Source organism: Embleya sp. NPDC020886, from assembly GCF_044333915.1.
Classification (GTDB): Bacteria; Actinomycetota; Actinomycetes; order Streptomycetales; family Streptomycetaceae; genus Embleya.
The window spans coordinates 171,036-192,214 of sequence record NZ_JBIRRX010000008.1 but is presented as its reverse complement, the minus strand read 5'-3'; the positions used below and the strand labels follow the sequence as shown (position 1 = coordinate 192,214).

Genomic DNA, 21,179 nt, shown 5'->3' with positions numbered 1-21,179 from the left:
GATCGGATGTCACTGCGTTAGACGGTACACCGGGCGTCCGCACGTCAACGCGCCGCGCGTTCACTCACCTTGCGCGCCTTCGTGAATCGACCCCCGACGCACCCTCCAACGAGGGGAAACGTTCCCCTTGTTCCCGGATGCTGTTACAGGATCTCGATCGCGCAAACCCGAAGCCGTGATCCATGCGTCCGAGCGGGTCAGGTCGGCTTCGAACCACCGTATACATGCTCGGCCAGAGTGCCCACGAACGGCAGGTTGCGGTAGCGCTCGGCGTAGTCGAGGCCGTAACCCACCACGAACTCGTTGGGGATGTCGAAGCCCACGTACTTGACCGGGATGTCGACCTTGGCGGCCTCCGGCTTGCGGAAGAACGCGCACACCTCCAGCGAGGCGGGACCTCGCGAGGTGAGGTTGGCGAGCATCCACGACAGGGTCAGGCCCGAGTCGATGATGTCCTCGACGACCAGCACGTGCCGACCGGCGATGTCCGCGTCGAGGTCCTTGAGGATGCGCACGACGCCCGAGGACTTGGTGCCGGAGCCGTAGGAGGACACCGCCATCCAGTCCATCTTGACCGGCGAGTGCACGGCTCGGGCGAGGTCGGCCATGACCATGACGGCGCCCTTGAGCACGCCGACCAGGAGCAGGTCCTGGCCCCGGTAGTCCTCGTCGATCCGTTCGGCGAGCTCGACGAGCTTCGCCTCGATCTCCTCCTGCGTGACGAGGACCCTTTCGAGGTCGGCGCCCATGTCCTTCTCGTCCACCACATGCCTTACTACGAAGTTTTCGACTGAGCCCCGCGGTCACCGGTCAGGATTGAGCCGGCCGGTGAAAGAGAAGCCTGCCACACCGTCTGCGTATCTCGACGCCCCCGGGCAGGTGGATGGGCCCCTGGCCGTGCCACGAGATGACCAGCTTCTCCACCGCCTCCACGTGTCGGGCGAACAGTGCCCCGGAGGGGCTGCCCGCGCCGACGGCCGTGCGGCGCAATACCCGACGGCGGACCGCGGCGGGCAACTCGGCCAGCCCGGCGACCTCCAGTTCGCCGTCGTCGTGCGTGACGTCCGCCTGGGCGCGGTCGGCCCACTGGTCGAGCGCCTCGGCGTCGTCGCGGAACAGGCGCGCGGTGCGGGCCAGCGCCTCGGACACTCCGGGGCCGAGCGCCTTCTCCAGCACCGGGAGCACCTCGTGCCGCACCCGTGCCCTGGTGTAGGCGGGGTCGGCGTTGTGCGGGTCCTCCCAGGGCAGCAGGTCCTGCGCGACGCACGCCTGCCGGGTGATGTCGCGGCCCAGCTCCAGGAACGGGCGCTGGTAGTGCCCGGTCAGCGGCGGCATGCCGGCCAGCGAGCGCGCGCCGGAGCCTCGGGCGAGCCCGAGCAGCACGGTCTCGGCCTGGTCCTCCAGGGTGTGCCCGAGCAGCACCAGCGCGGCGCCGTGCGTCCGCGCGGCGGTGTCCAGGGCGGTGTATCGGGCCAGCCGCGCGGCGCCTTCGGGGCCGCCGCGGGTGCCGACGGTGACGCCGAGCGCCTCGACCGGACGCAGGCCCAGGTCGCGCAGTCGGGCGACCAGATCCACGGCACGACGGGTGGAGCCCGCCTGGAGACCGTGGTCGACGGTGATGGCTCCGGCACGCAGACCCGCCCGCGGGGCCTCGAACGCGGTGGCCGCTGCGAGCGCCAACGAGTCCGCACCACCACTGCAGGCCACCAGGACCAGGTCACCCGGTTGCAGCTCGCGCAGGGTCTTGCGGACGGCCAGCCTGGTGGCGGCCACGGCGGGATGGGGTCCCACGGCTCGACGACACCTCCTTGCACGTCCGGTTCGGCCGGTTCGCGGAGGTCGCGGCCGCCGCGAGGAATGCCGAAGAGAGTTGGTTCGCCCACGCTACGTCACCCGAAGCGCCCCGGGCCGCAGACACCACCGGATGTCGCCCGGATGAGGACGCGGGCGGGCCGGCGCGGGCCCGGCGCGGCGCGTACCGGCGCCGCGTCGGGTGTCGGGCGTCGACTCTCACCCGGGGTCGGCGGGGCCCTCGGTCGGCGCGCCGGCGGCGCCCGCCTTGCCGTGCACCCGGTCCACCCAGCGGCCCGGCTCGGCCACCTCGGCCTTGGTGGGCAGCGTGTTCGGCGAGGTCCACACCCGGTTGAAGCCCTCCATGCCGACCCGGCCGACCACCTCGCGCACGAACCGCTCGCCGTCGCGGTACTGGCGCAGCTTCGCGTCCATGCCGAGCAGCTTGCGCAGCGCCTGGTCGAGCCGCCCGGTGCCCTGGGCGCGCCGCTCGGCGAACTTCTCCCGGATCTCCGTCACGGTCGGGATGACCTGCGGGCCGACTCCGTCCATCACGAAGTCGGCGTGTCCCTCCAGGAGCGACATCACCGCGGTGATCCGGCCCAGGATCTCGCGCTGCTCGGGCGTCTGGACGAGTTCGACCAGCGAGCCGCCGTCCGTGTCGCCCTCGGTGCCGGCGCGGCGCGCGCCCGCGAACGTGGAGACCGCCTCGCGCAGCCGGCCGAGCACCGCGGAGGGGTCGACCTCGGTCTCCCCGAGGAAGCCGTGGATCTCCTGTTCCAGGTGGTCGCGCAACCACGGCACGGCGGTGAACTGGGTCCGGTGGGTCTCCTCGTGCAGGCACACCCACAACCGGAAGTCGTGCGGGTCCACGCCCAGCTCGCGCTCGACCTGGACGATGTTGGGCGCGACCAGGAGCAGGCGCCCGGGGCCACGCCCGCTCGCGCCCGGGGCCTGCGGCGCGAAGGTCTCGTACTGGCCGAGCACGCGCGAGGACAGGAACGCGAGCAGGGTGCCCAGCTCCAGGCCGGTCACCTTGCCGCCCACGGTGCCCAGCGCGGCACCGCCCGGCACGCTCTCGCGGCGCTGTTCGACCTTGTCCAGGAGTGGTCGCAACACGTGCCGGAAGCCCTGCACGTTGGCCCGGGCCCAGCCCGGTCGGTCCACCACCAGAACCGGGGTGTCGTTGTCGCCCGAATCGAGTCCCGTGAACGCTCGTACGTGTCCCTCGGACGTCTTGGCGTGCGCGCGCAGCTCCGCCACGACCGCCCGCGCCTCGTCCCGTCCGACGTCGGGTCCCGGCCGCACGAGCCGGTTCGCCGTCGCCACGGCCAGGTCCCAATCGATCATGTCCGCACCGTTGCCGCTCGTCATACGGCCACGTTACGTGCTCGGCGCGGCCCCGAAAGAGGAACCGGGGGCTGTGACTTGGTCGGGAGCGGGTTTTGTGCCGGGTCGGCCGGGTCAGCCGGTGCCGCAGCCGCAGTCGGCCAGGGCGGCGGCCATCCGGTCGATCGCCGCGCGGGCCGGGTCGGGATCGCCGGTGAAGCGGTCGGCCAGGATCGCGAACGCGAGCAGTCGCCCGTCCCGGTCCCGGACCAGGCCGGCCAGCGTGCTGACGCCGGTCAACGAGCCGGTCTTGGCCCGGACCACGCCGGCCGCGTCGGCGGCGCTGCTGTTCGGGCCGTACCGCTCGGCCAGGGTGCCGGTGAAGCCCGCGATCGGCAGGCCGGTGAGGGCCCAGCGCAGTTCGGGGTGGGGTTCGGACGCGGCCACCGCGAGGGTCTGCACGAGCGTCTGCGGGGTGAGCCGGTCCTCCTTGTCCAGGCCGCTGCCGTCCTTGAGGTTGGACGCCCCGTAGGTGACGCCCAGGCCCTCCAGGACCTTGCGCGCCGCGACGGTGCCGCCCTGGAAGCTCGCGGGTTGTCCGTTGGCGATCGCGACCTGCCGCAGCAGGGCTTCGGCCAGGTCGTTGTCGCTGACCGTCAACATCTGCTCGACCATCGCGGACAACGGCGGGGACTGGACCGAGGCGAGTGCGGGCGCGCCGCCGGCGGGCGCGGTGCCCGCGGCGGGCGTGCCGTCGACGGTGATGCCCGCCGTCTTGAGCATCGCGGCGAACTTCTTCGCGGCGTCGATGCCCGGCGACGACACCCGGTTGCTCTCCTTGCCGACCACCGTCGGGTCCACCCGACCCTCGTCGACCATCAGCGACACGACGGGGGCGATGTTCTCGTTGACGCCGATCGCGTGCAGGGCCGGGCCGGTGTACAGGGTGGTGTCGTACTGGAGCTTGATCTGGGTGGTGCCGGTCGCCTTGAGCGCGGTCGCGGTCGACTCGGCCAGGTCGGACAGTCGGGCGGGCCGGAAGGCGCTGTTGTACTGGTTGCCGTCGAGCGCGGTCAGCGTCGGGTCGCCGCCGCCGACCAGCACGATGGTGCCGGGCGTGCCGCCGGGCACCACCCGGGTGGCGATCCGGTGGTTCGGGCCGGGTGCGGTGAGCGCGGCCACCGCCGTGGTGATCTTCGTGGTGGACGCGGGAGTTGCCGCGCGGTCCTGGTTGGCGCCGTACAGCGCCTTGCCGGTCAGCGCGTCGACGACGGCCATCGCGGGCGGGGCGCCGAGCGCGGTCGCCTTGGCCAACGGATCCAGCGCGGCCCGGATGCCGGCCTCGGTCGGCACGGCGCCGGTGGCATTGCCGGAAACCGGCGCGAGCACCGGCTGCGCGCTCGCGACCCGGCCGCCCGTCGGATCGGCGCGGGCCGCCAGGGGCTCACCCTTCCACGACTCGTGCACCAGCGTGGTGAGCACGGCCAGCACGATCGCCGCCAGGACTGCGGCGATCGCTTTGCTCCTTGTGCCGGCCACGCGAGACCATCCCCTTCCGCCGGACCACCGGCCATGCGAGACACTGAGATCAGATCAGGTTCTGTCCGGGACCTGTGCCGGGTTCGGCCTCGCGGACAGAACGACCCTAACGGTCCCGGCAACGGTCCCGGCGCAGCACTATGGAGGAGCCTTGGAGTTCGACGTCACCATCGAGATCCCCCGGGGATCGCGCAACAAGTACGAGGTGGACCACGAGACGGGCCGCATCCGGCTCGACCGGATGTTGTTCACGTCGACGCGCTACCCGGCGGACTACGGCTTCATCGAGGACACCCTCGGTGAGGACGGTGACCCGCTGGACGCGCTGGTGCTGCTGGACGAGCCGACCTTCCCGGGCGTCCAGGTCCGATGCCGCGCGATCGGCATGTTCCGGATGACGGACGAGGCCGGCGGCGACGACAAGGTCCTGTGCGTGCCGGCCACGGACCCGCGCGTGGAGCACCTGCGTGACATCCACCACGTCTCGGAGTTCGACCGGCTGGAGATCCAGCACTTCTTCGAGGTCTACAAGGACCTGGAGCCGGGCAAGTCGGTCGAGGGTGCCAACTGGGTCGGCCGCGACGAGGCCGAGGCCGAGGTCGAGGCGTCCCGCAAGCGGCTCACCGAGCAGGGTCACCACTGACCCGGTAGCCCCTCGAACGAACGCCGTCGCCGGCGGCCACCCGCGAAGGTGGCCGCCGGCGACGGCGTTTCGTCGTCGTGACGGTCGAGCGGTCGAGCACTGCGGCGGTCGGGGACAGGGTCAGGACGGGCGGGCGTAGTAGTCCGGGGTGCCCATGTAGAACATGTTGCTGATCTTGATCACGTCGCCGGTGCGCGGCGCGTGGATCATCCGGCCGCCGCCCAGGTACATCGCGACGTGGTGGATGTCGGAGGCGCTCTTGGTCTCGGTCCAGAAGATCAGGTCGCCCGGGCGCAGGTTCCGGTACGACACCGGAGTGCTCTCGAAGTACTGCGTGGCGGCGAAGTGGGTCATCGTCACGCCCGCCTTGCGCCACGCCTGCATGACCAGGCCCGAGCAGTCGTAGCCGCCTGGGCCCTCGCCGCCCCAGACGTAGGGCTTGCCCAGTTGCGCCTTCGCGTAGGCGATCGCGGTGGCCGCGCCGGCGCCGTCGGCCGCGGGGGCCTTGGCGGGCGGGGCGGGTCGGGTCGCGGTCACCGGGTCGGGGCCATCGGCGGGCTTGGCCGGCGCGTTCGTCCTCGTGGGTTTGCCCGCCTCCCGCTCCCGGGCCTCGCGCACCACCCGCGCCTGCTCGGCCTGTCGGTCGGCCTCCTCGCGGGCCGCGTCGGCCTCGGCCCGGGCCCGGGCCTCCTCCTCGGCGCGGCGCCGGGCCTCGGCCTCCAGGCCGTCCCGACGCTGCGTCTCCAGGTCGACCGAGGTCTGCTTCAGCGTGGCCAGTTCGCTCAGCAACTCGGTGCGCCGGGCGGCGACCTCGCCGACGCGGTGCTGCTGCTCGGCGAGTTCGGCCTCGACCCGCTCCTTGGCCGCGAGGACCGCCTCGGCGGCTCGGGTGGCCGTCTCCGCGGTGTGTTCGGCATCGGTCCTGGCACTCGCCGCGTCCCGGACGGCGATGGTGGCGCGGTGCAGGGTGTCCTCGCCGTCCTGCGAGATCCGCCGGATGCCCTCCATGCGGGAGAGCAGGTCGGCGGGCGAGTCGGCGCCCAACACCGCCTGGAAGGTGCCCAGTCGCGCGCCGCCGCCCATCCGGTAGGTCTGTGCGGCGAGCCGGCCGAGTTCGTCCCGGGAGCGGGTCAGCCGGGCGTCCGCCGTACGCAGGTATCCGTCGGCGACCACGGCCCCTCCCGGGCCTGCCCGCGCAGCACCACGGCCCCGTCGTACGCCTCGACGGCGGCCTCGGCGCGGACGTCCAGGCGCCCGAGATCGGTTGTCTCGCGGTCGAGTTCGGCCTCGATCCGACCGATGTCGTCGACCTTGCCGGTGACCGCGTCCCGGGCCTGGCGGACCTGGTCGGCACCGGGGTAGGCGGAGCCTGCGGGGTCGTCGGCGAGGGCGGCGGGGGTGATCGTGAAAACGAGAACGGCGGCGAGTCCGGCAGGGACTGCGGCGCGGATGAACGGTCCAGGCATGCGGTCTCCCTCCAAGCGGCGGGCACCGAAGAGAACCGGGGATCCCGGTTCCGGGCAGATCTCCCAACCTAACGACCGGCGTTCACAATTGCACCATAAGCGACATATTTCCCGCTAATGGGCTTATCCCTCGGGAGTCACTCGAACATCAGTCCCGCACCCGGGTCTCGGCGGCGCGGCGACCCGGCCGGCCGAAAACGCGCCCCGATCACGCCCGGTCGTGCGTTCAGCCGACCGCCGCCGACTGCTCCAGCGACCACATGCACACCGCGCCCGACTCCGCGTCGGCGGTCAGCCAGACGCCGTCCGAGCGCACCACGAGCCATTCGCGCGGCGCGTCCTCGGGATACTCGACCTCGGCGATCGCCCGCAGGTCCGGCACCGAGAACAACACGTGCCGCTCGCCCGAGGAGGCCGCGAGCACCAGGTCGCGGCGCACGAAGCCGGCGTAGATGTCGAACACCTCGTCCGGGTCCGGGAAGACCTGCTCCCCCGGCCGGGCCGCTATCACCGCGCCGTCCGGGTAGCGCACCAGCGCGAGCGGGCCCGCCTCGATCGGCGTGGTGAGCATCATCCGACCGGAGCCGTGCACGTCGGTGAGCACCCGGCTCTCCCCCGGCGGCACCTCGGCCACCCGGTCCGGGGCGTCCGTGCCGAGCACGAAGACCCGGTACGCGTCGTCGGCGTGCGACGCGGCCAGGCCCACGTGCACACCGTCGGGATGCGGAATCAGTTCGGAGCCGACGGTGGCCGGATCCAGCGGCCAGGCCGCGAGCGCACTGCCGTCCGCGCCGTCCAGCAGCACGCATCGGTCACCCTCGGCGGTGCGCACCACCGCCCAGATCCCGGCCGCGGTGACCGCGCAGGAGCCGGCCTCCTCGGGCTCCCACGGCGTGTGCGGATGGGCCCACACCTCGCGCCCCTGTCCGTCCAACACCACCACTCGATCGGGTGCCGAGGCGACGAAGTACCCGAGGTCGGGGGTGACCGAGTGGCCACCCCGCCAATCCTCGGGCAATCGCACCTCGCACACGGTGCTCAGCGAGTCGTCGAGCACGACGAGCGAACCGTCCACCCCGTGCGCGAGCCAGGCCGCCGCACCGGGGATGCGGTCGAGACTCCACAGGGACGGCAGGGTTGCCCGGGCCAGAAGTTGAGCGCGCATGGCGTGAACTCTATTGGCGGCCGGGACCGACCCGTACGGCTCAGCGCCGCGGACCCGATTCCGCGTCCGGCCGGTCGTCGCTCGCGCGGTGCCGACCGCGCCCCGGGGCCGACTCCGGCCGGTCCGCCGCGGTCCGCTTGCGCGACGCCGAACGGGCGCGCAGGAGTTCGATCGCGACCGGGACCACCGAGATCAGCACGATCGCGATCAGGATGAACTCGATGTTGTCCCGGACGAAGCCCACCTGACCCAGCGAGTGGCCGAGCAGGGTGACCCCGACCGCCCACAGCAGGCCGCCGATCACGTTGTAGACCACGAACGTGCGGTACTTCATCGCGGCCACACCCGCGACGATCGGGGTGAAGGTGCGCACGATCGGCACGAACCGGGCCAGCACGATCGAGCGCGGCCCGTACTTCTCGAAGAACTCGTGCGCCTTCGCCACGTTCTCGCGCTTGAACAACCGCGAATCGGGCCGGTTGAACAGGGACGGCCCCACCTTGCGGCCGAACAGGAAGCCGACCTGGTCGCCCGCCACCGCCGCGGCCCACAGCAGCAGGCACACCAGCCACAGCGGCTGGGAGAACTTGCCGTCCGAGACCAGCAGTCCGGTGGTGAACAACAGCGAGTCGCCCGGCAGGAAGAAGCCGATCAACAGCCCCGACTCGGCGAAGACGATCACCAGGATGCCGATCAAACCGAACGTCGAGATCAGTTTGTCGGGGTCCAGAAACGATGGACCCAGGGCGATGGTGTTCACGGCGCGAGCCTCCTGGAACGGGTGATGGCGGACGTCGGAAGTCCCCCGACCAGGTCATGGTTAGGCAAAGAGAATTCCTTCCGAAGGTAACGTCCGCATCGTGGGACCGGTTCCCGACCGGCCGAGGCGACGCTCCTCGGGACGGGATCAGCCGCGCTCGGGCCGGGTCAGCGCGACGAGTGCGCCGTCCTCGTCCATGCTCAGGTCGATGCCCAGGGAGCGCAGCTCGCCGAGCCGACCCAGGTGCGAACCGCCGCACGCGATGTGCGCGTCGCCGTCCGGCAGGCCGCAGTGCCACTCCCGACGGGCGGTGAGCGCCGGGCCGGGCACCTCGATCCGCACCTCGGCATCGGTTTTCAGCCATTGCGCCAACAACGCCTCGACCTCGTCGCGAATGCCGGGCAGTTCCGCGGCCAGGCCGTCCGCGGTGAAGCCCTTCTTGCGCAGCGACTTGCCGATCCGGTAGTCGTCGCGGCTGCCGCCCTCGTCCATCCGGGACGAGGTGATCGCCAGGTTGTCGAAGTCGGGGCGGCCGAGACTGTCGGTACGCACCTCCTTGCGCCAGCGCGGCGCGAGCACCGCGTTGAGCGCGAACGCCAGCAGATGGCACGAGGTGTGCGCGGCGCTCAGCGCGGCCCGACGGTCGGCGTCCACGGCCAACTCGGCACGCGCCCCGACCAGCTCGCCGGGATCGCCCGGGGCCCGGTCCAGGACGTGCAGCACGAGCCAGGACCAGTCCTCGTCGCCGCGCCGGACCGGAATCGCCTCGCCCACCGCGAACTCGCCGGCCGGGCCGAGGGCGCCGGTGACACAGTCCGACACGGTCAGCTCCGCGCCCGCCACCCGGATCACTCCGGTGTCGGCGGGCTGGTCCGGCCAGGTGTGGTCCAGCGGGTGGAACGGCGTCCTGGCGACCACCAGGGCGGTCCGCCCGTCCGGCAACACGGGCGCGGCCAGGATCGGCGCGTCGCCGGTGATCGCGCCCGCCGGGAAGGTCACCTCGGTGGAGGTCGTGGGGAGGGCCATGTGCGTCCTAACCTCGATTCGATCCGGTCGCCATCGTGCCGGTGCGGCAGTGGCGCCATTCGGTCCATTCGATCATGGACAATCCTCCTCACACGGGAATCGCGAGCAGGGACGGTTTGTGCACCACCAAGGCTGGATCTCGACCACGGCGCGACTGGCCGGCGACGCCGAGGCCGGGCCACACGGCGTCGGCTGGATGCTCGTCGCCTTCATCTTCACGTTCGCGGTGACCCGCCTGATCACCCGGTTGATCCGTGCGGGCAAGGGCCCGTTCCGAAACATGATGGTGGGCAAGGTGCACGTGCACCATCAGGTGTACGGGATCTTCCTGATGCTGATCGCGGGCGCGCTGGAGTTCGCCTACGAACCGGGCGGCGCGCTGCGACAGGTGCTCGCCGGGCTCTTCGGGATGGGCGCCGCGCTGACGCTGGACGAGTTCGCGCTGCTCGTGCACCTGGACGACGTGTACTGGGCGGCGGACGGCCGCAAGTCGGTGGACGCGGTGTTGATCACCGCCGCGATGGGCCTGTTGTTGTTCGTCGGCGCCAACCCGCTCGGCCTCGGCGACGGCGACAGCAAGCCGGTGGCCGCGACGGTGGTCGTGTTCAATCTGGCCTTCGCCCTGTGCGCGCTGGCCAAGGGCAAGGTCGCCACCGGGCTGATCGGGGTGTTCGTACCGTTCGTCGCGATGGTGTCGGCGCTGCGCATCGCCAAGCCGGAGTCGCCCTGGGCGCGTTGGCGGTACAAGGAGGGCCCGGGGCGGACCTCGCCGCACGCGGACACCAAGCTGGCTCGCTCGCTGCGCCGCTTCCCGCCCGACCGGCGCACGTGGTGGGACCACACCAAGGACTTCGTCGCGGGCGCACCGCACCACTGACGCGCGCCCGATTCGGCCGCGACGCGCGCCCCGACCGCGGTGTCGGGGTGCGCGGCACGGCCGCGGTGCCTACAGGTTCGGGAGCACCTCGTTCTCGAACAGGCGCAGGCTCTCCCACGCGAGCTCCGGCGGGATGCCGCCCATCATCGGGTGCAGGATCGCGAACGCCGCGTCGCCCTGCGCCTTGAGCTCGGCCACCAGGGTCTCCGGGGTGATCACCCGGTACTGCCCACCCGCGCGCAGCGCGTCGGCGTCGGTGACGCTCGCATAGCCGCCCACGCCCGCGGTGCCCGCCGCGGCCATCGTCTCGCCGTAGGCGTTGACCTCGTGCAGCGCGTGCGGCGCGATCCTGTCCCAGTCCCGGTCCGGCTCGTTCGAGAGATGGAAGAAGCTGGTGTCGCCGCCGAAGTAGGGACCCGGGTCCTCCTCGCCGAGCTTGACCTTCTCGTCCCGGTAGAACTCCCAGATCGCCGGGTTGGACGGCATGAACCCGTCGGCGATGCGCGCGGCGCGGCGGGCGGCGGCCTCGACGCTGCCGCCCAGGATGATCGGCGGGCCACCCTTTTGGAACGGCTCGGGGGTCACCCGCACGGTCCGGCCGCGGAATTCGAACTCCTCGCCCGTCCACGCCTTGCGCAGCGTCTCGACGGTCTCCACCGTGCGCTTGGCCCGCTCGCGCATCGGCACGTCGTACATCGCGAACTCGGTGTCGACGTAGCCGTTGGTGAGCACCACGTTGACCCGGCCCTGGCTGAGCAGGTCGAGCACCGCGAGTTCCTCGGCCAGGTGCAGCGGGTCGTGCAGCGGCGCGGGTATCGCCGCGATGGTCACGCCCATGTTCCGGCTGCGCGCGGTGATCGCGGCGGCGAACTGGAGCGGGGCGGGCAGGTAGCCGTCGGCGAAGCCGTGGTGCTCGGACAGCGTGACCATGAAGAACCCGCGCTGATCGGCCCATTCGACCATGTCGAGTGCCGCCGCGTAGCGCTCCCCCATGCTCGTCCCGGCGAAAGCCGGATTGCGGAAGTCGAAACGCAGCGCGAACACAGCCATGCCGTACTCCTGTCCCCGGCGTCGCCGGGATGAGCGGCGCCGCACTCTCTGATGGGGCGTCAGGTTAGTCGCGCGGGTCGCCGAGAACCAGGGCGGGCCTCGTCACGTGTGCAACGCCCGGTCGAGCAGCACCCGCAGGGCGCGCCGGTCGGCGTCCGGCAGGCCGGTCAGCGGCGGATCGCAGGCCAGCGCGGCGAACAGGCGCTCGCGCAGCTCGGCGCCGGTGGCGGTGAGCGCGATCAGCTTGGCCCGGCGGTCCCCCGGGTGCGGCCGGCGTTCGACCAGGCCGCGCTCCTCCAGGCGGTCCACCACGAACGTCACGTTGGGTGGCTCGCAGCACATCCGCCGACCCAGCTCGCGCATGCCCAGCGGCTCGGCGAGTTCGTGCACGGCGTTCGCCTGGGACGCGGTCAGGCCGACCGCGCCGGCGCACGCGGCGAAGTGCGCGTCCAGCCGTGCGGTGGCCGCGTAGAGCAGCGCGGTCAGTCCCGGCAGCTCGCCTTCCCCCGTGGTCATGGCCACACTCTAGCCGAACTTCGTTACAGCTCGAATGATTCGAGGTGTAACGTCGACTCGGAACTGACACGTCGTCAGTTCCCCTGCTCACCCCGGGAGGAACCCGCCCATGCCCGCAATCCTGGCCGGTCGGATGGCCCTGGTCACCGGTGGCAGTGGCGGCATCGGCTCCGCGTGCGCGGCCCGGCTGCTGCGCGACGGCTGCTCGGTCACGCTCACCGCGCGGCGCCCCGACGTGCTCGCCGCGACGGCCGACCGACTGCGCGCCTCGGCTCCGGCCGACACCGAGGTGCGCGTCGTCGCGGCGGACGCCTGCACCACCGACGGGATCCGCGCCGCGGTCCGGGCGGCGGGCCCCGAACTCGCCGTCTGCGTGGCCACCGTGGGCGGCGGCGGCACCGCGCCGATCCTGGCCATGGACGACGACGCGTTCCTGGCCGACCTGCGGCGCAACACGCACAGCGCGTTCCTGGCGATCAAGTACGCCGCGCCCGTGATCGCCGCGCGCGGCGGCGGCGCGATCGTGTGCGTGTCCTCGACCGCGGCCAAACTCACCATGCCGTTCCTGAGCGGCTACGCGGCCGGGAAGGCGGGCCTGGAGGCACTGGTCCGGGCCGCCGCGGACGAGTTGGGCGCGGCCGGCGTCCGGGTCAACGCGGTCCGTCCCGGCCTGGTGCGCTCGCACGAGGAGGCCCGGATCTTCGGCGACGCCGAGATGATCGCGCGCTTCGTGGCGAACAAGCCGCTGGGCCGCACCGGCCTGCCCGAGGACATCGCCGAAGCGGTCCGCCACCTGGCCGGCCCCGAATCCTCGTGGACCACCGGCCAGAGTCTGGCCGTGGACGGCGGCAACGAGCTGCGCCGGGCGCCGTCCTTCGAGAAGTACGCCCGGGCCGCGTTCGGCGACGCGGTGATCGACGCGGCGGTGGCCGGCCGCGATCCGTACGCCGGATCGCGCTGAACCGCCGCCCGGGCCCCGGAATCCCCGCCCCGCCTCGACCACGCCCCGGCCGCGCCTCGGCCGCACCGACCTCGACCTCGACCTCGACCCGACGGAGCATCCGCATGACCACCGACGTGCAACTTTCCATCGGCCTGCCGAACTTCGGCACCTGGCCCGCCGACGACTGGCCCGGCTTCGTGGACGTCGGCCGAGCCGCCGACGACGCGGGAATCGACCGCATCGTCCTGGTCGACCACGTGGTGATGGGCCCCAACACGCACAACTACACGTGGGGCCGCTTCCCCACGCCGCCCGAGGCCGCCTGGCCCGAGCCGCTCACCCTGCTCGCCGCGATCGCCGCCGTCACCTCCAACGTGCGCCTGGCCACCGGCATCCTGGTCGCCCCGCTGCGCAGCGCCACCCTGCTCGCCAAGACCGCCGCGACGCTGGACCGGATCTCGCGCGGACGCCTGGAGTTGGGCGTGGCCACCGGGTGGCAGCGCGAGGAGTACGACGCGGCCGGCCTGGACTGGGACGCCCGGGGACGACTGCTGACCGACACGCTGGCCGCGTGCAAGGCGCTGTGGACCGACCTGCCCGCGTCCTTCGCCTCCGAGACGGTGAACTTCACCGACGTCTACTGCGCGCCGCAGCCGGTACAGGCGGGCGGCGTGCCGCTGTGGATCGGCGGCACCCTCAACAAGCGCAATCTGGACCGGATCGTGCACAGCGGCGACGGCTGGATTCCGATCATGGGCCTGTCCACCGCCGACATGGCCCGGGACGTGCTCCGCATCCGCGAGGCGCTCGCCGCGGCCGGTCGCGACCCGAAGGCGCTGCGTGTGCAGGGCCCGCTGCCGATGGTCAAGGACGACGCCGGGCGGTTCGACCTGGCCGCCACGATGGCCGGCGCGCCCGAGGTGATCGCCGCCGGTGCGACCGCCGTGCACCTGCCGATCCAGGTGTTCTGTACCGGCCCGGAGCAGGCGCCCGCGTTCTTCGCCGAAGCCAGGAAGTTGTTCGACCGGGTGGTGTCCGGGGGCTGAGTCGCCCCCGAGGGACGCCGCCGGCTGGGGCTTTACCTCTGCTTGGGGAAAGTTCCCGGTTTGCGGAACGTCGTCGGCGGGAGGGTCGTTCCCCTGATCAGGGCGCGAAACGGCGCCTTTGTCCAACGCGGGAGGGCCCTCCATGTCCGACGTCACGCTGCCCACCGGCGCCAACGCGCCCCTGACCGGCGACCGCGCCGAGGTCTCCATCGGGTGGGGCTCGACCGACGTCGTGGACGTGTCCGCCGTGCTGCTGACCGACGCGCACAAGGTGCGCACCGACGAGGATCTGGTCTTCTTCAACAATCCCGTCGGCGGCGACGGCGCGGTGCGCACGGCGGCCGGCCCCTCGGGAACCACCCACGTCAGTGTCGAACTGGCCAAGCTGCCCGCCGACATCGCCCGCGTGGTGGTCGTGGTGAGTTCGGACGCGGATCGCCCGGAGATGACCCTGGGCCAGGTGCCGGGCCTGGGTGCGGTCACCGTGTCCGGCGACGCGCGGATCGGCTACACGCCGGACGCGTTCGCGGGCGGCGAGACGGTCGCGGTCCTGGTCGAGCTGTACCGCCGCGGCGACGCGTGGAAGGTGCGCGCGGTCGGTCAGGGTTATGCGAGCGGGCTGGCCGGGCTGGCCACCGACTTCGGCATCTCGGTCGAGGACGAGCCGGAACCGGAGCCGACCCCCGCGCCCGTCGCGCCCGCGCATGTGATGGTCAAGGAGCCCGCCGCGCCCCCCGCGCCGGCCGCGCCCGCGCCGATCTCGATGGCCAAGGAGCCGCTCGGCCGGGTCGACCTGGCCAAGGGCGGCCGGGCGACGATCAACATGGACAAGGGCGATCGCTCGATCACCGTCACCGCGTCCCTGGTCTGGGACGGCGGCGACGACGCGCGCCGCAAGACCGGCGCCGACCTGGACCTCTACGCGCTGTTCGTGCCCAGGTCCAAGGTGGGTGCGAAGAAGGGCGACAAGGACGGGGTGATCTACTACCGCGAACTCGGCAGCCTGACCGCCGCGCCGTACATCCAACTGGACGGCGACTCGCGGGTCCCCGGCCGGGAGACGGTCCGGATCACCCGGCCCGACGAGCAGGGCTACGTGCTGATCTGCGCCTACAGCGCGGTCGAGAACGGCTTCGGCAGCTTCAAGTCCTACGGCGCGCACGCCGAGGTCACCGACGGCCAGGGCTCCACCGTGAACGTGCCGCTGTTCAACAACAAGCGCGCGGTGTTCTGGGTGGCCATCGCCCTGGTCGACTTCACCGACCCCGACGGCGTCTCGATCCAGCACGTGGAGAAGTACTCGAAGCTGATGCAGGAGCGCCGCCCGATGCTGCACCCGGACGGCACGTTCGAGATGGGCGCCGGACCGGCGGAGTTCAAGACGGTGCGCTCGCCGCGCGAGCGCTGATCGGGTCGCCACCGCTCGGTCGTCGGAGCCGGGCGGTGGCCGATCGTCGAGTCGTCGCGGTTACTTCTTGACCGAGCGGTAGACGATCACCTTGTCGCCGACCCGGGTCTCGTTGAAGAGCCGCTGCACCAGGCCCTTGTCCCGGACGTTCACACATCCGTGCGAGGCACCGTTGTAGCCGTTGGCGGCGAAGTCGGCCGAGTAGTGCACGGCTTGGCCGCCGGAGAAGAACATCGCGAACGGCATCGGCGTGTGGTAGAGCGTCGACACGTGGTCGCGGCTCTTGAAGTTGATGCTGAACGCGCCCTCACGGGTGGGCGTCTCGGCCGAGCCGAAGCGCACGGCCGTGGAGTACTGGGTCTGGCCGTCGATCACCCAGGTGAGCCGGTCGGTGCGCTTGTCGATGCAGATCGCCCGGCCGGTCAGGCACCGCTCGTCCAGCCCGGCCTGTGCGGCCGGCGGCTTGGGCGAGGCGGGCTTGGTGGTCGGCGGCTTGCTCGTCGGCGGCTTGCTCGTCGCGGTGGTGGCCGGCTTGCTCGTGCCGGGCTTGGCGGAGCTGGGCGCGGCGCTGGTGGGCGCGCCGGTCGTGGGCGCGGCGGAGGTCGGCGGCGCGGTGCTCTCGGGCGCCGGCGTCACCGGTGCGGACGAGGAGGTGGCGGGCAGCGGCGACTGCGCACCGGCTTTGGCGTTCGAGTCACTCGACGAACCGGAGTTGCAGGCCGACAAGGCCAGGATCGCGGTCACGGTGACCGCGAGGGATATACGAGTCTTCTTCATCGAGTGGTGCCTCTCCGACCCAAACCCAAATGTGGATGTTCCCCGAGTCGTGCACCCTTGTAGACGCCAATGGGACCCGAGAGGTTGCGTTCCTAGTTTGACCCATTCGTGTGAATGTTCAGCCGGACATGTCCCGCCGTGACCAGTTCGGGATCGACCGGACGCAGATCCGAAGCCCACGCGTCCAGCGCGGCGCCGATCTCGCCCTCGGCCAGGGCCGCGCCGATGCCCAGACACCGCATGCCGGCCGCCTCCGCGGCCCGCACACCGCTCTCCGCGTCCTCCACGACCAGGCAACGATCCGGCCGCACGCCCAGCAGTTCGGCCGCGCGCAGGTAGCCCTCGGGTGCCGGTTTGCCCTCGCGGACGTCCTCCGCGGTGACCATGTACACCGGTTCGGGCAGTTCCGCCGCACGCAGTCGGCCGCGGGCCACCCGGCGGGTGCCGGACGTGACGATGGCCCAGCGCGCCGCGGGCAGCGCGGCGAGCAGACCGACCGCGCCGGGCATCGGGCGGATGCCGGTGAAGTCCCGCTCCTCGCGCTCGACGATCCAGGCCGCCTCGACCTCGGCGTCCAGGGTGGGGGCGACCACGCGGACCAGGTCGATGTCCCGCCGCCCGTAGGAGGCCGCGACGGCCACGTCCGGGTCGACGCCGCGGTCGCGCGCCCAGGCGCGCAGGATGCGTTCGATCAGGGGATGGGAGTCCACCAGCACGCCGTCGAGATCGAACAGGATCGCGTCGCAGTCGAGCGTGGTGCCGTCGTTCGCCATGCGGCCAGGCTGTCAGGAGCGGCGGGGCGGCGTCGAGGGCTTCGGTCGGGTGATCACCGCGCCTGGAACGACACTTGGAACGACACCTGGAACGACACCCTGAAGGGCGCCTTGAGGCGTCACCCACACGGCTCAGCCGTTGATCAGAAGCGATCATCTCCGGACCTGGGACGACGGGCCCGTTGCCTAACCGTCACGTTTGCGCCGACCCCAACCGGCTAGGGGCTCACTACGGCCCGGACACGCTCACCCCCAGGCGGACGTCATGTACTTGGTTCTCGCCCTGCTTGCACTGATTGTGATGTTCCTGCTGATACCCGGGCTGGCCTGGCTGGAGGACCACATGTTGGGGCCCCAGGCCCTGCCGAATCCGACACCCGTACCGCCGACCACACGACCGGCGGTCGAACCCGCCACCGCGACCGCCGCCGTGCTGCCCACCGTCGCGCTGCCCGCCGTGCCTCGACCGACCGGGCACACCGTGCGATCGGGACGGGCCCGGCACGCCCGCCGCCCCGATTCGCCGATCGCCTACCGGCACCACATCGGTCGCCGACGCCCGCCCCGAGCCCCGGTCCTTCGTTGACCACAGGCGCACCGTCCCGGAGGCGACCCTGAGCGAGCCCCCCGCGCCGCCGCCGGTGCGTATCGAATCCGTACCGCCCGAACTGGGCTCCCCGCTGGGCGCCGCGCCGCTGTCCGCGCACTCCGACGTCTGGCATGTGCGCGGCAGCGGCGCCGACGCGGTGCTCAAACTCGCGACGCCGGACGGTACGGCGTCCGCCAATCCGCGCTACTGGGCCCGTGAGGTCGAGGCGTACGAGAGCGGCTTCGCGCCCACCGTGTACGCCGCCTTCGGGCTGACCGCGCCCCGGGCGTTGCGGGCCGACCGGCGACCGGACGGGTCGGTGGCGCTGTGGCTCGACTACGTGCGAGGGCGGTCCGGGACCACGTGGGACCTGCCCCGATGGATCGATTTCGCCCGCCGACTCGGCGCCGCGCAGGCCGCGCCGCGCCCGGACGCACCGCTCTGGTTGTTCGAACCCCCGTCCCCGGTCGGACCGCTGGCGGAACGCGCCGCCGAACTGCCGTACGTACCGTGCCACCTGGATCTGCGTCCGGTGAATCTGATCGCGCGGGAGGAGGACTTCGTGCTGTTGGACTGGTCGCATGTGGGCTACGGGCTGCCGGGCGAGGACCTGACCGGGTTGATCCTGGCCCACGCGGCCGAGCCGGAGTCGGCCTCGGAGCTCAATGCCGCGTTGCCGGCCGAGTACGCGCGGGGCGCGGGGCGGTCGGAGGCGGACGTACGGGTCGCGATCGCCGCGACGGCGCCCGCGAGGTACGGGCCCGGCGCGGACGAGGCGACCCGACGGGTGTTGCGGATGTGGACGCGGGAGGCGGCGGCCGGCTGAGCGCCCGGGAGCCGGGTGCCGGCGGGTCGTCGCGCCCTCGTCCCTATCGGCGCGACCTGCGGAGCGCCCAGATCAGGACCAGGACGGTCGTCGCCGCGGCGATGGCGGCGGGGATCGGACGGCTGCGGACCTCCGCCGCGCCGGCCAGGCTCGCGTGCCGGAGCGGGTCGGGGGTGTGGTCGAAGAGCTGGTTGCCGGCCGCGTGGCCGACCTCGACGGTGCGGTCCTTGGCGTGGCCGACCCGGTTTCCCGCCACCTCGCGGGCCCGGGCGGCGCCGTGGCCGGCGGCTTCCTTGACCTGCTCGGCGCGGTGGCCGGCGGCCTCTTTGACCTGTTCGGCGCGGTGGCCGGCGGCTTCCTTGGCCTGTTCGGCCCGGCGCTCGACGGCCTCCTTGGCCTGTTCGGCCCGGTGGCCGGCGGCCTCCTTGACCTGCTCGGCCCGGCGCTCGACGGCCTCCTTGGCCTGTTCGGCGCGATGTCCGGCGGTCTCCTTGGCCTGTTCGGCGCGGTGCACGGCGGCCTCCTTGGCCTGCGCGGTCCTGTGTCGGGTGGTCTCCTTGGCCTGGTCGGCCCGGTCGCGGACCGCGTCCTCGGCCGACTCGGCCCGGTCGGCCACGGCGGCCGCGATCCGTTGCGCCCGGCGCCGGGTGCGCGGCGCGGCGCGGTCGATCCGCTCGGCCGCCTCGCCGACCTTGCGGTGGATCGCCTCGGGCGGCTCGGCCTGGGTCAACTCCTCCACGGCGTGGTCCACTTGCTCCTGTTTGTGGCCGGGGGTGCGCTCCTGCCGGGGAAGCTCGGACGGCACGCGGGGTTCGACGACGGAATCGGCGGGCGGTGGCACGGTCGGGTCGACGGCGATCTCGTCGGGCTCGCGCGACGCGGACCTGCCGCCGGGCTCTCGGCCTGGGGTACTCATCGGTGCGTACTCCTCTTCACGGTCTCGATGTCCTCGCGTCATCGCCGAGGACCGCGCGCCCTGCGTCTGCCCGGCGAACGGCCGGTCATTCGTCCTCGGCGGCCCTTCGACGGCCGGGGCCGTCTCCCCGATCCTGCCGGGGGCGCAGACCCGGCAGGACCGAGGACACGGTCCCGGCGTTCGGTGCGTCGATGCCGGAATCGGTGTCTCCGGGACGAGGCTAGGAAAGTCCGCGCCGCAGATCCGGGAATGTCACCCGGATGCGCGGCGGCGTGTCCGATGGATCACCCGCTCGGCCGGATCCGGAGCGCGTCCCGGGGGCCGAGCGGGCGATCGTACGCGGTCAGTGTGCGCCGTCACGCCCGCGCGCCGACGACCCGATCCGGACCCGGGTCGGTTGCGGCGGCTTGTCATGGAAGACGCAGTCGCCGCACGTACCGCCGCCGGGAATCCGGTAGTACAGGCAGCACGTGGTGCGCCGGAACGCGCCCAGGGCGCCGTGCAGCCCACTCCCTCGCAGCAGGCCCGTGGCCAACAGACCGTCGGCGAACGACCGGGTCGTCGTCACGAGCTCCGGCTCGTCCGGCGCCGGGTGCCGGTGCAGCACCCGGGCCGCACCCACCAGCGCCGACGCGGCGTTGCCGGCCAGCAGGCGCTCCGCGATCGGCACCACCGCCCGAGTGGCCCGGGCCAGCGGCACCAGGTGCGCGGTCATCACCGCGGCGTACACCCGGTCGATCCCGGCCCGGTTTGCGAGCACCGGCGTCGGGATCGGATCCGGCGCCCACAGTTCGATCGCACCGCTCGCCGGGAAGCGCCAGTGCGTCCGGACCGGGTCCAGGTCCGGCACGACCCGACCGAGCACCGCCGCGCCGAGCGCCACCGACCACAACCGCGAGGCCACGCCCAGGTACAGGATCGACGCGGCGACCCGCGGCTCGTCGGTGCGCAACCGGCCCCGCACGTACTCCACCCGGGCCGCCCACGCGTCGGGCGCGGCGCGGTCGTACAACTCGACCAACGGCCGAAAGCCCGCGCCGTCGGCGATCGCTCCGGTCCGCAGCACGAAGTAGGGCCCCACCTCGGCGACTCGGGCCATCGCGTCGCCGACCCCGGGCCGTGCCGCCGAACCGCTCAGCGGTTGTCGCCCGGACGCCACAGCAGATCACCCGCGCCACCCGCGTCGGCCCGTCGGGCGAGCACGAACAGCAGGTCGGACAGCCGGTTGAGGTAGCGCGCGGTGAGCGGGTTCACCGTCGCGGACCCACCCGCCGCCGGTTCGTCCGCCTCGATCAGCGCCCAGGTCGAACGTTCGGCGCGCCGGGCCGCGGTGCGGGCCACGTGCAGCAGGGCCGCGGCAGGGCTGCCGCCGGGCAGGACGAACGAGCGCAGCGTGGGGAGTTCCGCGTTGAACGCGTCGCAGTGCTCCTCCAGCCGGGCCACGTCGGCCTCGGTGATCCGCAGCCGGGTGTCGCCTTCGGCGATCGGCGCGCACAGGTCCGCGCCGACGTCGAACAGGTCGTGTTGCAGTTGGGCCAACACCGCACGGGTCTGCGGCTCCGGGTCGCCGAGCGCGAGCACGACCCCGATCGCCGCGTTGGTCTCGTCCGTGTCGGCGTAGGCCGCCAACCTCGGATCGGTCTTGCACGTCCGGGAGTTGTCGCCCAGCGCGGTGGTACCGGCATCGCCGGTACGGGTGTAGATCCGGCTCAGTACCAAGGACATGGCGGCAGCACCGG

Annotated in this window: 23 protein-coding genes; 7 read left to right on the top strand and 16 right to left on the bottom strand. The window is 72.5% G+C overall.

The genetic code is table 11. The annotated features are described in order from the left end of the window. Positions 1-197: 197 nt before the first annotated feature. From hpt to dacB, 4 genes are all read right to left on the bottom strand, one after another. Complete coding sequence (gene hpt, locus ACH4U8_RS27030) at positions 198-764, bottom strand: hypoxanthine phosphoribosyltransferase (protein ID WP_078979398.1); 567 nt, start codon at positions 762-764, stop codon at positions 198-200. Positions 765-810: 46 nt separating this feature from the next. After that, entirely contained in the window at positions 811-1,791 is a 981-nt protein-coding gene (tilS, locus tag ACH4U8_RS27025) for a tRNA lysidine(34) synthetase TilS (RefSeq protein WP_360313018.1), read from the bottom strand. A gap of 219 nt (positions 1,792-2,010) precedes the next feature. Beyond that, complete coding sequence (locus tag ACH4U8_RS27020; RefSeq protein ID WP_360313016.1) at positions 2,011-3,165, bottom strand: zinc-dependent metalloprotease; 1,155 nt, start codon at positions 3,163-3,165, stop codon at positions 2,011-2,013. Positions 3,166-3,255: 90 nt separating this feature from the next. Next, on the bottom strand, positions 3,256-4,659 hold the full coding sequence (gene dacB, locus ACH4U8_RS27015) for a D-alanyl-D-alanine carboxypeptidase/D-alanyl-D-alanine-endopeptidase (protein WP_395780781.1): 1,404 nt from the start codon (positions 4,657-4,659) through the stop codon (positions 3,256-3,258). Between the two features lie 151 nt (positions 4,660-4,810). Between dacB and ACH4U8_RS27010 the strand changes: the two genes are divergently transcribed. Beyond that, positions 4,811-5,302 (top strand): inorganic diphosphatase, encoded by a 492-nt coding sequence (locus ACH4U8_RS27010; RefSeq protein WP_020549566.1) that lies wholly within the window; start codon positions 4,811-4,813, stop codon positions 5,300-5,302. A gap of 120 nt (positions 5,303-5,422) precedes the next feature. On the opposite strand, the gene ACH4U8_RS27005 is transcribed toward ACH4U8_RS27010, so the two are convergent. The 5 genes from ACH4U8_RS27005 to ACH4U8_RS26985 form a co-directional block, all read right to left on the bottom strand. Further along, a complete protein-coding gene (locus tag ACH4U8_RS27005; RefSeq protein WP_395780779.1) occupies positions 5,423-6,475 on the bottom strand; it encodes an NlpC/P60 family protein in 1,053 nt (350 codons plus the stop codon). Beyond that, complete coding sequence (locus tag ACH4U8_RS27000) at positions 6,433-6,768, bottom strand: hypothetical protein (protein ID WP_395780777.1); 336 nt, start codon at positions 6,766-6,768, stop codon at positions 6,433-6,435. The genes ACH4U8_RS27005 and ACH4U8_RS27000 overlap by 43 nt, the downstream gene beginning before the upstream one ends. Positions 6,769-6,994: 226 nt before the next feature. Next, positions 6,995-7,933 (bottom strand): hypothetical protein, encoded by a 939-nt coding sequence (locus tag ACH4U8_RS26995; RefSeq protein ID WP_360313009.1) that lies wholly within the window; start codon positions 7,931-7,933, stop codon positions 6,995-6,997. A gap of 40 nt (positions 7,934-7,973) precedes the next feature. Next, complete coding sequence (locus ACH4U8_RS26990) at positions 7,974-8,693, bottom strand: VTT domain-containing protein (RefSeq protein WP_360313007.1); 720 nt, start codon at positions 8,691-8,693, stop codon at positions 7,974-7,976. 147 nt (positions 8,694-8,840) lie between these two features. Next, positions 8,841-9,719 carry a metal-dependent hydrolase gene (locus tag ACH4U8_RS26985; protein ID WP_360313005.1) on the bottom strand — a complete coding sequence of 293 codons (879 nt, stop codon included), beginning with the start codon at positions 9,717-9,719 and terminating at the stop codon, positions 8,841-8,843. A 118-nt stretch (positions 9,720-9,837) separates the two neighbouring features. On the opposite strand from ACH4U8_RS26985, the gene ACH4U8_RS26980 reads away from it, so the two are divergent. Then, complete coding sequence (locus ACH4U8_RS26980; protein WP_360313003.1) at positions 9,838-10,596, top strand: hypothetical protein; 759 nt, start codon at positions 9,838-9,840, stop codon at positions 10,594-10,596. 69 nt (positions 10,597-10,665) lie between these two features. Here the strand turns inward: ACH4U8_RS26980 and ACH4U8_RS26975 are convergent, their stop codons facing one another. Then, positions 10,666-11,646 carry an LLM class flavin-dependent oxidoreductase gene (locus tag ACH4U8_RS26975; RefSeq protein ID WP_360313001.1) on the bottom strand — a complete coding sequence of 327 codons (981 nt, stop codon included), beginning with the start codon at positions 11,644-11,646 and terminating at the stop codon, positions 10,666-10,668. Between the two features lie 102 nt (positions 11,647-11,748). Then, positions 11,749-12,162 (bottom strand): MarR family transcriptional regulator, encoded by a 414-nt coding sequence (locus tag ACH4U8_RS26970; RefSeq protein ID WP_360312999.1) that lies wholly within the window; start codon positions 12,160-12,162, stop codon positions 11,749-11,751. 109 nt (positions 12,163-12,271) lie between these two features. Here ACH4U8_RS26970 and ACH4U8_RS26965 point away from each other — a divergent pair, with 109 nt between their 5' ends. The 3 genes from ACH4U8_RS26965 (at position 12,272) to ACH4U8_RS26955 (ending at position 15,559) form a co-directional block, all read left to right on the top strand. Then, on the top strand, positions 12,272-13,123 hold the full coding sequence (locus ACH4U8_RS26965) for an SDR family NAD(P)-dependent oxidoreductase (RefSeq protein WP_395780775.1): 852 nt from the start codon (positions 12,272-12,274) through the stop codon (positions 13,121-13,123). Between the two features lie 104 nt (positions 13,124-13,227). Further along, positions 13,228-14,151, top strand: a complete 924-nt coding sequence (locus ACH4U8_RS26960) for a TIGR03619 family F420-dependent LLM class oxidoreductase (protein WP_395780773.1) — start codon at positions 13,228-13,230, stop codon at positions 14,149-14,151. A gap of 142 nt (positions 14,152-14,293) precedes the next feature. After that, on the top strand, positions 14,294-15,559 hold the full coding sequence (locus tag ACH4U8_RS26955; RefSeq protein WP_360312993.1) for a TerD family protein: 1,266 nt from the start codon (positions 14,294-14,296) through the stop codon (positions 15,557-15,559). 60 nt (positions 15,560-15,619) lie between these two features. On the opposite strand, the gene ACH4U8_RS26950 is transcribed toward ACH4U8_RS26955, so the two are convergent. Both ACH4U8_RS26950 and ACH4U8_RS26945 read right to left on the bottom strand, forming a co-directional pair. Then, complete coding sequence (locus ACH4U8_RS26950; RefSeq protein WP_395780771.1) at positions 15,620-16,336, bottom strand: L,D-transpeptidase family protein; 717 nt, start codon at positions 16,334-16,336, stop codon at positions 15,620-15,622. A gap of 92 nt (positions 16,337-16,428) precedes the next feature. After that, positions 16,429-17,109, bottom strand: coding sequence for an HAD-IA family hydrolase (locus ACH4U8_RS26945; RefSeq protein ID WP_360312989.1), 681 nt, complete (start codon positions 17,107-17,109; stop codon positions 16,429-16,431). Positions 17,110-17,374: 265 nt separating this feature from the next. Here ACH4U8_RS26945 and ACH4U8_RS26940 point away from each other — a divergent pair, with 265 nt between their 5' ends. Both ACH4U8_RS26940 and ACH4U8_RS26935 read left to right on the top strand, forming a co-directional pair. Then, complete coding sequence (locus ACH4U8_RS26940) at positions 17,375-17,695, top strand: hypothetical protein (RefSeq protein ID WP_395780769.1); 321 nt, start codon at positions 17,375-17,377, stop codon at positions 17,693-17,695. A gap of 55 nt (positions 17,696-17,750) precedes the next feature. Beyond that, positions 17,751-18,524, top strand: coding sequence for a phosphotransferase (locus tag ACH4U8_RS26935; RefSeq protein ID WP_395780767.1), 774 nt, complete (start codon positions 17,751-17,753; stop codon positions 18,522-18,524). A 43-nt stretch (positions 18,525-18,567) separates the two neighbouring features. Here ACH4U8_RS26935 and ACH4U8_RS26930 read toward each other — a convergent pair whose 3' ends face one another. The 3 genes from ACH4U8_RS26930 to ACH4U8_RS26920 all read right to left on the bottom strand — a co-directional run bounded on the left by ACH4U8_RS26930 (position 18,568) and on the right by ACH4U8_RS26920 (position 21,165). Beyond that, positions 18,568-19,440 (bottom strand): hypothetical protein, encoded by an 873-nt coding sequence (locus ACH4U8_RS26930; RefSeq protein ID WP_395780765.1) that lies wholly within the window; start codon positions 19,438-19,440, stop codon positions 18,568-18,570. 343 nt (positions 19,441-19,783) lie between these two features. Further along, on the bottom strand, positions 19,784-20,599 hold the full coding sequence (locus ACH4U8_RS26925) for a (2Fe-2S)-binding protein (RefSeq protein ID WP_395780763.1): 816 nt from the start codon (positions 20,597-20,599) through the stop codon (positions 19,784-19,786). Continuing rightward, positions 20,575-21,165, bottom strand: coding sequence for a cob(I)yrinic acid a,c-diamide adenosyltransferase (locus tag ACH4U8_RS26920; protein WP_395780761.1), 591 nt, complete (start codon positions 21,163-21,165; stop codon positions 20,575-20,577). The genes ACH4U8_RS26925 and ACH4U8_RS26920 overlap by 25 nt, the downstream gene beginning before the upstream one ends. Between the last annotated feature and the right edge of the window lie 14 nt (positions 21,166-21,179).

What these genes read in the sequence shown, in the direction of transcription:
- ACH4U8_RS27020 (WP_360313016.1), bottom strand. Translation starts at nt 3,165, where the DNA reads ATGACGAGCGGCAACGGTGCGGACATGATCGATTGGGACCTGGCCGTG.
- ACH4U8_RS27000 (WP_395780777.1), bottom strand. Translation starts at nt 6,768, where the DNA reads ATGCCTGGACCGTTCATCCGCGCCGCAGTCCCTGCCGGACTCGCCGCC.
- ACH4U8_RS26995 (WP_360313009.1), bottom strand. Translation starts at nt 7,933, where the DNA reads ATGCGCGCTCAACTTCTGGCCCGGGCAACCCTGCCGTCCCTGTGGAGT.
- ACH4U8_RS26985 (WP_360313005.1), bottom strand. Translation starts at nt 9,719, where the DNA reads ATGGCCCTCCCCACGACCTCCACCGAGGTGACCTTCCCGGCGGGCGCG.
- ACH4U8_RS26975 (WP_360313001.1), bottom strand. Translation starts at nt 11,646, where the DNA reads ATGGCTGTGTTCGCGCTGCGTTTCGACTTCCGCAATCCGGCTTTCGCC.
- ACH4U8_RS26970 (WP_360312999.1), bottom strand. Translation starts at nt 12,162, where the DNA reads ATGACCACGGGGGAAGGCGAGCTGCCGGGACTGACCGCGCTGCTCTAC.
- ACH4U8_RS26965 (WP_395780775.1), top strand. Translation starts at nt 12,272, where the DNA reads ATGCCCGCAATCCTGGCCGGTCGGATGGCCCTGGTCACCGGTGGCAGT.
- ACH4U8_RS26960 (WP_395780773.1), top strand. Translation starts at nt 13,228, where the DNA reads ATGACCACCGACGTGCAACTTTCCATCGGCCTGCCGAACTTCGGCACC.
- ACH4U8_RS26955 (WP_360312993.1), top strand. Translation starts at nt 14,294, where the DNA reads ATGTCCGACGTCACGCTGCCCACCGGCGCCAACGCGCCCCTGACCGGC.
- ACH4U8_RS26950 (WP_395780771.1), bottom strand. Translation starts at nt 16,336, where the DNA reads ATGAAGAAGACTCGTATATCCCTCGCGGTCACCGTGACCGCGATCCTG.
- ACH4U8_RS26945 (WP_360312989.1), bottom strand. Translation starts at nt 17,109, where the DNA reads ATGGCGAACGACGGCACCACGCTCGACTGCGACGCGATCCTGTTCGAT.
- ACH4U8_RS26940 (WP_395780769.1), top strand. Translation starts at nt 17,375, where the DNA reads ATGTACTTGGTTCTCGCCCTGCTTGCACTGATTGTGATGTTCCTGCTG.
- ACH4U8_RS26930 (WP_395780765.1), bottom strand. Translation starts at nt 19,440, where the DNA reads ATGAGTACCCCAGGCCGAGAGCCCGGCGGCAGGTCCGCGTCGCGCGAG.
- ACH4U8_RS26920 (WP_395780761.1), bottom strand. Translation starts at nt 21,165, where the DNA reads ATGTCCTTGGTACTGAGCCGGATCTACACCCGTACCGGCGATGCCGGT.